Genomic DNA, 10,912 nt, shown 5'->3' with positions numbered 1-10,912 from the left:
TCTTACAGGCAGGTTGCCCACGTGTTACTCACCCGTCCGCCGCTAACCGCTGAGGAGCAAGCTCCTCGTTGGTTCGCTCGACTTGCATGTATTAGGCACGCCGCCAGCGTTCGTCCTGAGCCAGGATCAAACTCTCCAATAAAGTGTTTGACTTGCTCATTCATTTCAAAAAATTAATCAGGGTTTTTTAAAACCCGTTTCACGCTTGGCTTTTGTTCAGTTTTCAAAGAGCTTATTATCAATTTTGACTCCCGCAAAAAGCGAGGCATCTAATCGAAGTTTGTTTGTTGCTGTCTGTTAAAAGCAACTTTTATAGAATATCATTTGAAGCCTTAACTGTCAACAACTTTTTTCATGTTTGTGTCAGTGCTTTTCGCAGCGACGAAATATAATATACCATGCCTGAAACAGGGTGTCAATACATCTCTTAGAATTTATTTTCCGTGTTTTGTAGCGGTTTACAGACTTCGTTGAATAGTTTCATGGTAAGAAAATTACGTGAAAGATCGGGTTCAGTTGCCTCTTTTATCGCAAAGAGGTCCACTCCTCTAATAGAGTGAACTGTAGCCATAACAATCCATGGCAACAGTTACACCTTTATCACTTAATACTCGATCTCTTCTTTATTATGTGTTTTGTCAAATTCAACTGGATCTGGGTCAAAGTATTTCATCGTGAATTCTTTTATAAATTTACCGTCTTGTAAATAGCCTGAACCCCACGTCGGATCCATCGTTAGCCATTTTCCGCCCACCTTTGTTTCAACCCACGCATGAGGTTGAGTTGAAAATACAGCACTTCCTGTAACCATCCGTGCTTCCATTCCATTCGCTCGTAGCAAAGCCATTGCGAGATAGGCGTAATCCTGGCATACTCCGGTTCTCTTTTTGAGTGTTTTTAGAGCACTATCATCAAATCGAAAGGATTCATTGTTCAGTTTTTCTACATCATAGGTTACATTTTTTGCAACATATTCATAAATCGCCTTTGCTTTTTCCTTTTCATCCGTTATTCCAGTAGTAAGTTCCTTGGCTAACGATTGGATTCTAGGATGCTGGGACTGGACTCCTTGAGAAGGAAGTAAATATCGTTTATCCTCTTTCGCTGTATTCAAAAGGTTAAAATTTGCTAGGCCGTTATAGCGCATGAAGTTACCATCAGACCCTTTGAAGTCAGGGGCATAAATAGAAATCTCATACTCACCCGGACCAAAACGAAGAAAAAACTCACCATCAAACTGATAGTTTTCGACTGGTATATTGTATGTTGCTGTTAAATCACCCTTTTTTATACCGACAAGGACTATTTCCGTCCTTTCAGCGAAAGGAGCGTCAGGGTCAATTTCTCCTTTGATTTGATAGGATAACTTGGCTTCCTCTCCACCTGCTATTGGTGATTCAAGTGTGTAGCCTCTTTCCTTATATGCCTCGGAATACTTTATGGGTTCAAAGGTTTCAGATGATTTGTTGTCGATTAGTATGCTAGCCGCCTCATTGTAGTAATTATCTCTAGAGGCATCGGGAGTCATAATGGTTGCGGTGTGGATCCCTTCTCCATAGTAAAGGGGAATCTTTTTGCTAAACTTACCGCTTTCAACCGGAATCATGATTTGCGACGATTGGTTCTCTTTTTCAAGCCTCACCATTATTGCTCCAGCATCTTTAACAGTACCATTCAATGTAAAAAACGACTCACCTTCAAAGTAACCTTTTATAGATGGGGAAAGTTCTAATTCGTTTTCGATTCCGTACCGGCTCATTTGTACATCCCGCTTAATTTTCGGGTTTACATTGGTGACTTCAAATTGTGCCAAATCGTAAAAATATCCTTCATCGGAATCACTAGGCAAACTGATATTGACGGAGTACTTCCCCTTACCATTAAATAGTTGAACTTCTTGTTCGAATTTCCCATCTTTCAATGGAGTGTAGTACTCAAACTCATCTGACCCACCTAGTCCCTCCTCTTCGCTACGAATTTGAATCCAAACGTAGTCTGATGCGAATTCCTGATATTCTTCAACCTTTCCTTCTACCTTAAAAGAAGAGTTGGCACTAAAGGATTGATACTTCGGTGATGATAAAGTTGCGCCCACTTCCTCAGCATAGTCTTCCAGTTCAATTTCCTTACGATCCTCATCTTGACTTTGTTCATCAGCTAAGACAGAATGTTCATCCTTTGGTCCCTCTTTTTCCTTATCAGAGTCAGCGTTTCCAGAGGTACAAGCAGTTGTTAAAAGAAACAATAACGCCAATAAAGCCGCTTGAAACTTTGTTTGCATTATACGGATCCCCTCCAATAATAGAGAATACAATCGTCTTAGCTGACTCAGGTCTCGAAGTACCAGCACTTATATACTAAAAGAGGTTGTTCAAAAAGTCCGGTAAAAATAGCTGTCGAATTTCTTCGTTGCTCGGTCTCTTCGGTCCTCACGTATTAATAGCATACGTTCCGGTCCTCGAGACTTTTCGCGCCTCGAACTTCTCGGCTCTTTTTATCCTCCTTTTTGAACACGCACTAAAACTATTCTTCTAGGCACAAGAAAAAACTACCAAATAACAAGTAATCTGTCAAAATTTATTTACCATGCCTCCAAACTTAAAAACCCCCAGCAGCAAATACTGCCAGGGGAAGTTTCTATCATCTATGAAAGAAAAACAAAATAGGCAATAAATATAAAGAATAGTGCATACATGATCGGGTGGACGGATTTACCGTGACCTTTTATAACCATAGTAATTGGATAGAAAATAAATCCTAGAGCAATACCTGTTGCAATACTATATGTTAAAGGCATAGTGACTATCGTCAAAAATGCCGGGACTGCTATCTCAAATCGGTTCCATTCGATTTTTCCGAGTACCGAAACCATTAGAACTCCAACGATAATGAGAACAGGCGCTGTCACTGCTGGCGTTACTACAGAAAGTAATGGCGAAAAGAAGAGTGCTAATAAAAAGAATCCTGCGGTCACGACCGAAGTAAATCCAGTTCTCCCACCCGCTGCAACACCGGAAGAGGATTCAATATAGGCTGTCGTTGTCGAGGTACCTAAGATCGCTCCCACTACTGTCGCTGAAGAATCCGCTAGGAGTGCGCGACCTGCTCTAGGAAGCTTATTATCTTTCATTAATCCTGCCTGTGTAGCGACTGCCATCAACGTTCCTGCCGTATCAAAAAAGTCCACAAATAAAAAGGTGAGAACGACAATGATTAGATCTAGTGTAACGATTTCATCTAGATGCTTAAATGCCTCGCCAAACGTTGGTTCAAGGCTTGGTACCGAACCGACAATCCCTGATGGAAGTGGAATAACCTGTGTGATGATCCCAATAACTGCCGTGATCACCATTCCATAAAAAATACCACCCTTAACACCCTTCGTCATTAAGATAACAATGATAATCAGCCCGAAAACCGCGAGGAGTGTAGATCCTGTCGTTAAATCACCCAATTGGACAAGAGTTGCATCATTGTTTTGAACAATACCTGCATTTTTTAGTCCGATAAAAGCAATGAACAACCCGATTCCGCTCGCAGCAGCATATTTTAACTCTTGCGGGATTGCATTAATAATTGTTTCACGAACCTTCAATAATGTAATCGCCACAAATACAAGACCTGAGACGAGGACTCCAGAAAGCGCAGTCTCCCAAGGTATTCCCATTACCATAACAACGGAATACGTAAAGAATGCATTGAGTCCCATTCCGGGCGCTAAAGCAATTGGATAATTCGCCAGTAGCCCCATAATCAAGCACCCGATTGCTGCAGACAATGCGGTTGCAACAAAAACAGCACCTTTATCCATACCAGCATCACCAAGGACAGCTGGATTTACAAATAATATATATGCCATTGATAAGAACGTAGTCAAACCAGCAATAGATTCTTTCCGGTATGTTGTTCCAAGCTCCTTAAAACCAAAGAACCGTTCCATTACCTCATCTCCCTTATGAAAAGATCTCTCCACTGAACAAATTTCGGAATTAAGGAAAGCAAAAAAAGCTTCAGGTTATCCACCTGAAGCTTAGTACCACAAAGGAAAATAGAAAGGATAAACGATACCCAATTGTAAGAGCATTGTTTAATCTTTTATATCATCCCTCGTAGTCAAGCTATTTAAGGCAGCCTGGTAGAAACTTTCGGACCGTATTTCCGAATTTATACGTTGGATTTATCTTATCTATTTTCCTATTAGTGTAATCTTTTTACTTATAACCGTCAAGAAAAACACGAACATTCAAATCAGTAAATAATGTGATTGTTCGACTATTCCCACTCAATCGTTGAAGGTGGCTTAGAAGTAACATCGTAGACTATTCGATTGACATGATCGACTTCGTTAACGATACGAGTTGAAATCAGTTCAAGAACGTCCCAAGGAATACGAGCCCAATCAGATGTCATTCCATCAATGGACGTTACCGCACGGATTCCGACCGTGTAATCGTACGTTCTTGCATCTCCCATCACCCCGACACTTCTCATATTCGGTAGAGCGGTGAAGTATTGCCAGATTTCCCGTTCAAGACCTGCATTCTTAATCTCTTCTCGTAAAATCGCATCAGAATCACGAACAATCTTCAGCTTTTCATCGGTAATCTCTCCAAGCACTCGAATCCCTAGCCCTGGACCTGGGAAAGGCTGACGCCAGACGACTTCATCCGGCAGTCCAAGCTCGGAACCAACTTTTCGAACCTCATCTTTAAATAACGTGTTAAGCGGTTCAATGAGCTTAAACTGCATATCTTCAGGAAGTCCGCCCACATTGTGATGGGATTTAATTGTCTGTGCCGTTTCCGTTCCACTTTCAACAATGTCTGTATAAAGGGTACCTTGGGCAAGGAAGTTAATCCCTTTCAATTTGGCGGCTTCTTCATCAAATACATAAATGAACTCGTTACCGATAATCTTCCGTTTTTGTTCAGGATCGCTTACACCCTCCAGCTTACCGAGGAAGCGATCTTTTGCTTCAATTTTAATAACATTCATATTAAAAGAATCGGCGAATGTCTTCATCACGCTATCGGCTTCACCTTTTCGAAGCAAGCCATGATCGACGAACATACAAACTAACTGGTCACCAATAGCTTTATGGATCAAGGCAGCAACGACTGATGAATCAACCCCACCACTTAACGCACATAACACCTTTTGGTCGCCAACCGTACTACGAATCTTGTCAATCTCGTCTTCAATAAAGTTTTCCATTGTCCAAACCGCTTCACATTGACAGATATTCATGACAAAGTTCTTTAAGAGCTGATTTCCGTGCTCACTGTGTCGAACTTCTGGATGAAACTGTACACCATAAAGATTACGGGATGGATCACTCATTCCCGCTACAGGACAAGAGGGGCTTGTTACATCCGTTTGAAAGCCCTCCGGTGGTGCAATCACAAGATCACCGTGACTCATCCAAACCGATTGTTCTTCTGGCAGTCCGGTGTATAAATCGTTTGAATTCCGAATAGCAATGATCGCTTTGCCATATTCACGGTGATTCGCCTTTTCAACCTTACCACCAAAATGATGAGTCATTAGCTGCATCCCATAACAAATACCGAGAACCGGGATTCCAAGTTCAAAAATCGCTTCATCACATTGCGGAGAATCTGGAGCATACGCACTGTTTGGTCCGCCTGAAAAGATAATCCCTTTTGGATTAAGCTCTTTCACCTTTTCTACTGTGATTTTGTGTGAATGAAGCTCACTGTACACACCTAAGTCACGGATTCGTCTTGCAATTAATTGATTGTATTGACCACCAAAGTCAAGTACAAGTATCATTTCATCAGTCGTATTCATCAATAAACCACCCCTCTATTGGATCTTTCCTAGTATAACCACGTTCTTGTATATAAAGAAAACTTGGCTAGCGCCAAGCCTTAGCGCTGGCGATCGCCTTAGTTGCACTTATACTATAGAAAGTATTTATACTTTCTTAACGTATAAAAAAACGGAACCAGCACGAAGGCAGGGTCCCGTTAAAAAAATGCATAACAGAGCCTGCCTTCATAGTCAGATCGTTTACGGTGATCTGGTAGAGACATCCAGGCCATATTCCCGGACATATATGAAGGAAGTAGAATTCCGTATAAGAAAAGCGGAAGCGCCCTGTTCAGGTGCGACAAGCGCTGGAGATTCTGCAACATAACACGCTTTATGTGTTTGTGGAAGATTCGAAGCGACGATCTGCGTACCTGGGCGCTGGAGCTAGACATTACATCTATGCAACAAAAAATCTTATGCTTTCTTTTCTTAACGTATAAAATATGGATTTATTCTAACAGGCGGCTATCTTCCGGTCAAGCGTGTATCCTTTTAATTAAATTTTCCCACAATTGTTTCGTGTCATTCCAATTAACAGAGGTTTGTTTTTTTCCATATCTTGAGCGCTCATACATTCTCGTTAGGAGCTTCATATCGCCTGCATCTAAATACCGATCAACTTCAATGGCATATTCACGCAATGTTTGATGAGGGCTCTTTTTCACCCCGTATTGTTCCAGCAACCAGAGCAGTCGTTGATAAGCATCATTAAATATTTGGTCATCTTCATTTCGCTTCTGAAAACGCCATAGGAAAAACTTATTTAGCCACTGTTTTCTTGTAATGAACGCAATGAAACCTCCGATTATTAAGATTGCAGCAAGCGAAATAGCAGTCCATTTTAACCAAGTTAAAAGCTTATCAACACTAAACGGAAGATTGAAACTAGAATTACCTGATTGGTCTTCAAGATTCTTTTCAGGTGTTTGTGTCTCCTCTTGTTTCTCAAGTGGTACATCAAGGTCTGCATCTTCTTGATAATCATCTACAAAGTTGGGTAATTCACGAAATCCCTTTGTCGGTTCGAAGGGAACCCAGCCTACCCCTTCAAAATATACTTCAACCCAAGAATGGGCATTGGAGTTCTTAATTTCATAGTTACGAATACCACTATCAAGTGTTTCAACATAGTCTCCCCTTGTAAAACCTTTAACCCATCGAGTTGGTATCCCTACAGTACGGAGCATGACAGCCATTGACGTTGAGAAGTTATCACAATATCCTTGCTGTGTATCAAAAAGGAACTGTGCAACGTAATCCTCACCCTTTGCTGGAACCGCAACCTCATTTGTGTCATAAACGAAACCGTTGGCAGCAAAATACTCTTCTACCGCTTTTGCTTGTCCATAAGGGTCCTTTTTGTCTGCAATAATTTCTTCCGTTAGTTCTTTAATTTCTGGTGGTAGGTTTTCCGGAAGCTGTAAATAGCGTTCCGTAATCTCGGCAGGGTAATTTTGACCGCTATCACGTAACATGATTTCGGAAAACTCCGGATACTTATAGCTTACTGAATAGGATTCCATTCCAGATGGACTTGCTTTCTCAAAGGTCATCAGTTTGCCTGTTACTTTATTCAATTGTAAAGTGCGATTTTCTTCACTTTCAATAGATTGAATCTGACCCGGGTAAATGATAAATGGATATAGGTCCTTCTTTAATACATTTACCTTTGCGGTTAACTCCTCGGTTCGAACATTTTCATTATAAATCAATGCATTTGGTGAATTGAGGGTAACGTTCCCTGAGCTAACCTCCTGGCTTGGAGGATCAGCTGGAGTTGTCTCCCATCCTAACCCAGTGTATACCTCTTTGGATTCAACTCTCCAATAGTGAAGTTCTTCAACCGTAGTCATAAATACAGGCGTTTCATCAAATACGAATGGTCCCCCGAGCCTACTATCATTGGTCCCATATCCGATTTTCTGGACACCACTGCCCCCACCTAATCCCTCACCTTCCCCAGCTTGACTACCTACTGCTGTTATAAATGGAACTGGATCCGGCCATTGGGGAGCAGCCTTTGGAGCTAAATAACCTAATACAGACGAAAAGGAAATGAGGATAGCAAGCGGCACGATCCACATAAGTGGAAATTGACTGCGATATACTTTAAATCCTTTTGATTCTATGATTCGAATAAATCGTAAAATTCCAAGCAATACAAACCCAATGATTACTGTTCTTACAATCGCAGCCGATGCATCATACGCAGTAAATGTATCTACAACGGTCACATATAAAACAGTGATCAAAAAAAATAAAAAGATTCGTCTCGCTTGAATGAGCCAGTAATGCATTAAATAACTGATTAGCCATAGTAATACAAGAAACAGGAACGTCCGACTTAACCCTGACATCGCTACCCAATTACGATCAAGTGCAAAACCAATACTTGCCTGGATATCTTGTACTAAATAAATAACCCATTCGATATTAAAAAAGGAGACAGGAAAATAAATCGAGTGTATCGCATATGCTAAGGCAAGTAGCTTAATCGGAAATGCAATCCAAAATGATAACTGGAAGTAGGACAATGTAAATAGAAAAGCTGAAAACAAAACAAAGATTGATAAATAATCCGTATCCGTGAATGTTGAAAGCGGACGGAGCCATTCCCAAAACAACAAGAAACCAAGCATATAAAGTAAAAAAGACCCCATCGAAAAGCTTTGTTCTTCATTAGCCTGAGGCATTGGCGACACCCGCCTTTACAACTTCATTAAAGTCATTGTAGAGCACCGGATAAACGATGATCTCCCGATGACGCAAGCGTGTTAATACCTGCTTTTCTTCATCGGATAGTGCTTGTTGCTTCGGTAAATAGAAAAACATCGTTTTCACCTGATTCCCCGCCATCCTCTCTACTGTATGGATAAACGTATCGGACAAATCGGGACTAATAATTAATACCGAAACCCCTCTGGACATTTCATGAACTTCTTTTTTCAAGATGCTTGAAAGAGAGTTTTTTGAATCTGGTTGTATTCGCGCTAAATGGTACATAACCTTTGTTTCAAAGTCCTGACCGGATTGAAATGTGAATTCTGTATGATCCTTCCCTACAGTATGAAACTCGATTGAAGTTCCTTTACTCAGTGAATGTTTTAGAATAGAAGCCGCGAGTGAAACAGCACGTTCAAACACGTGCTCCCCGTCTCTCTGATAAACCGGGTGGCTTCCATCAAGGAAGACGACAAAATCATCATTCCGTTGGGTTTCAAATACTTTTGTGATCAATTTATTCGACCTTGCCGAGGCTTTCCAATTCAACCAGGATAGCTTATCGCCGGGAGTGTAGTCTCGGATACTGACAGCTGAAGTGAAATCCCGTTGAGCTTGCTTTCCTGCTCGTTTCATTCCGGATGGGTGTGTTTCGAATACGTTCCAGCCAGAAATTATCTGTGTTTTAGGAAAAACCTGGATCGTTCTCGGCTTCGAAATATTAACTTTTTTTGAAACGAATCCGAACAAATCTCCTGTTTCAAATGAAACGGATTCAAACTTGTAGACGCCCCTCGGCACAGGTTTCACGACATATTTATATGAAATGTCCCGTTTAAAAAGAGGAAATAGTAACGCTCTTGTATGAGATTGATAGTAATACCCATCCCCTTTAGCATTTCTCATTAGTGTCTTAGGAAGCTCATCTTGAACGACGAGAAACAAGAGGGGTAACGGAATTTTACTATGTAGTGAAACCGTTACTTCCATCGTATCACCAGCAATATAATGATCCTTTTGAATATGACGCTCTACTGAAATTGTCGTTAAACGAAACACAACGATAAAAAACGTGTAAACAACCAGAGGTACAATTGAATAAAACAAAAACCAACTCACAAAGCCCCCTTGAAACATTGCATAGGAAAAAGAACTAATTAGTAACAAAAGGATGCCTGCAATCCCAAAATACGTTCGATATTTGGCGATCCACTGTTTGATCATACTTTCTGTTCCCTTAAAACAGGTACAGTTGTTCGTTCCAAAATCTCTAGAATTACCTTTTCAGGTGTGTAACCATCAAAACGTGCCTCCGGTTTCAATATTACACGGTGGCATAGAACGAACGGCGCCAAATATTTAATATCATCAGGGACAACAAAATCCCTGTCCAATAACAAAGCATATGCTTGTGCCGTTTTCATTAGTGCAAGTGATCCACGAGGACTTACTCCTAAATAAATCCCGCTATGCTTTCGAGTCCTACCTACAAGGTCGAGGATATAATATTTTACCGATTCTTCGACATACACCTCTTTCACTTGCTCTTGGACAGCTAATAGCTCGTCTAATTCTATGACAGACGATAGCTCGTGAATTGGATGTCGCCTTTCGTTACGAGACAAAACCTGTATTTCTTCATTTGCCGTTGGGTAACCCATATTTATTTTCAAAAGAAAACGATCTAACTGCGCTTCTGGCAGTGGGTACGTTCCTTCATATTCAATCGGGTTTTGAGTTGCCATTACGAAAAAAGGATCAGGCAATCGGTGCGTAATTCCGTCAACCGTTATATTTTGTTCCTCCATCGCCTCCAGTAAGGCAGATTGAGTTTTCGGAGATGTTCGGTTAATTTCATCAGCAAGAACAATGTTGCCCATTAACGGACCTGGACGAAACTCGAATTCCGACTCTTTCTGATTATAGATCGAAACACCGGTTAAATCCGATGGCAAGAGGTCTGGAGTAAACTGAATCCGATTGAATTTCGCCCCAATGGATTGAGCAATTGAACGGACCATCATCGTTTTACCTACACCAGGCACATCCTCAAGTAAAATATGTCCCCCCGTTAGGAGCGCAATGATACTAAGCTCAGTTGCTTCACGCTTCCCTACCATAACCTTCTCAACGTTCTCTATTATTTTTTCTAGCTGTGGATGGTACTTTTCGTATCTAAGTTTATTAGCAGTCATCCTATCTTTATCCCCCTTAAAAATGTCCAACCCCACAAGCGTTTACATTTTAGGCTTGGTATATAGCCAAGTTTTTTTACACGTTAAGAAAATGCTTCCGCTTTTCATTTATTTGTAATTTTCAAACTTATTGTAACATATATCCATCCTGTTTACCCCTG

6 protein-coding genes, 1 rRNA gene and 2 riboswitches are annotated in these 10,912 nt (G+C 40.9%); all 7 genes read right to left on the bottom strand.

Annotated features, from left to right (window positions below):
* Window positions 1–142, bottom strand: a 16S ribosomal RNA gene (locus NON16_RS21225); the annotation flags it as partial.
* Window positions 143–604: 462 nt separating this feature from the next.
* Window positions 605–2,281 (bottom strand): transglutaminase domain-containing protein, encoded by a 1,677-nt coding sequence (locus NON16_RS21220; protein ID WP_257351419.1) that lies wholly within the window; start codon window positions 2,279–2,281, stop codon window positions 605–607.
* Between the two features lie 363 nt (window positions 2,282–2,644).
* Window positions 2,645–3,940 (bottom strand): NCS2 family permease, encoded by a 1,296-nt coding sequence (locus tag NON16_RS21215; protein ID WP_257351418.1) that lies wholly within the window; start codon window positions 3,938–3,940, stop codon window positions 2,645–2,647.
* Window positions 3,941–4,090: 150 nt separating this feature from the next.
* Window positions 4,091–4,192: riboswitch (purine riboswitch) on the bottom strand.
* 80 nt (window positions 4,193–4,272) lie between these two features.
* The gene (guaA, locus tag NON16_RS21210) at window positions 4,273–5,811 is read right to left on the bottom strand and encodes a glutamine-hydrolyzing GMP synthase (protein ID WP_257351417.1); all 1,539 of its coding nucleotides are present in this window, start codon (window positions 5,809–5,811) and stop codon (window positions 4,273–4,275) included.
* 190 nt (window positions 5,812–6,001) lie between these two features.
* Window positions 6,002–6,103, bottom strand: a riboswitch (purine riboswitch).
* Between the two features lie 208 nt (window positions 6,104–6,311).
* Complete coding sequence (locus NON16_RS21205; protein ID WP_257351416.1) at window positions 6,312–8,528, bottom strand: DUF4129 domain-containing transglutaminase family protein; 2,217 nt, start codon at window positions 8,526–8,528, stop codon at window positions 6,312–6,314.
* Window positions 8,515–9,780, bottom strand: a complete 1,266-nt coding sequence (locus NON16_RS21200) for a DUF58 domain-containing protein (RefSeq protein ID WP_257351415.1) — start codon at window positions 9,778–9,780, stop codon at window positions 8,515–8,517. The genes NON16_RS21205 and NON16_RS21200 overlap by 14 nt, the downstream gene beginning before the upstream one ends.
* Complete coding sequence (locus NON16_RS21195; RefSeq protein ID WP_257351414.1) at window positions 9,777–10,751, bottom strand: AAA family ATPase; 975 nt, start codon at window positions 10,749–10,751, stop codon at window positions 9,777–9,779. The genes NON16_RS21200 and NON16_RS21195 overlap by 4 nt, the downstream gene beginning before the upstream one ends.
* Between the last annotated feature and the right edge of the window lie 161 nt (window positions 10,752–10,912).

Source organism: Pseudalkalibacillus decolorationis, assembly GCF_024609785.1.
Lineage (GTDB): Bacteria > Bacillota > Bacilli > Bacillales > Fictibacillaceae > Pseudalkalibacillus > Pseudalkalibacillus decolorationis.
The sequence above is the reverse complement of the archived record's forward strand: the minus strand, read 5'-3'. Positions and strand labels throughout refer to the sequence as shown.

What these genes read in the sequence shown, in the direction of transcription:
- NON16_RS21200 (WP_257351415.1), bottom strand. Translation starts at nt 9,780, where the DNA reads ATGATCAAACAGTGGATCGCCAAATATCGAACGTATTTTGGGATTGCA.
- NON16_RS21195 (WP_257351414.1), bottom strand. Translation starts at nt 10,751, where the DNA reads ATGACTGCTAATAAACTTAGATACGAAAAGTACCATCCACAGCTAGAA.
- NON16_RS21220 (WP_257351419.1), bottom strand. Translation starts at nt 2,281, where the DNA reads ATGCAAACAAAGTTTCAAGCGGCTTTATTGGCGTTATTGTTTCTTTTA.
- NON16_RS21215 (WP_257351418.1), bottom strand. Translation starts at nt 3,940, where the DNA reads ATGGAACGGTTCTTTGGTTTTAAGGAGCTTGGAACAACATACCGGAAA.
- NON16_RS21205 (WP_257351416.1), bottom strand. Translation starts at nt 8,528, where the DNA reads ATGCCTCAGGCTAATGAAGAACAAAGCTTTTCGATGGGGTCTTTTTTA.
- guaA (WP_257351417.1), bottom strand. Translation starts at nt 5,811, where the DNA reads ATGAATACGACTGATGAAATGATACTTGTACTTGACTTTGGTGGTCAA.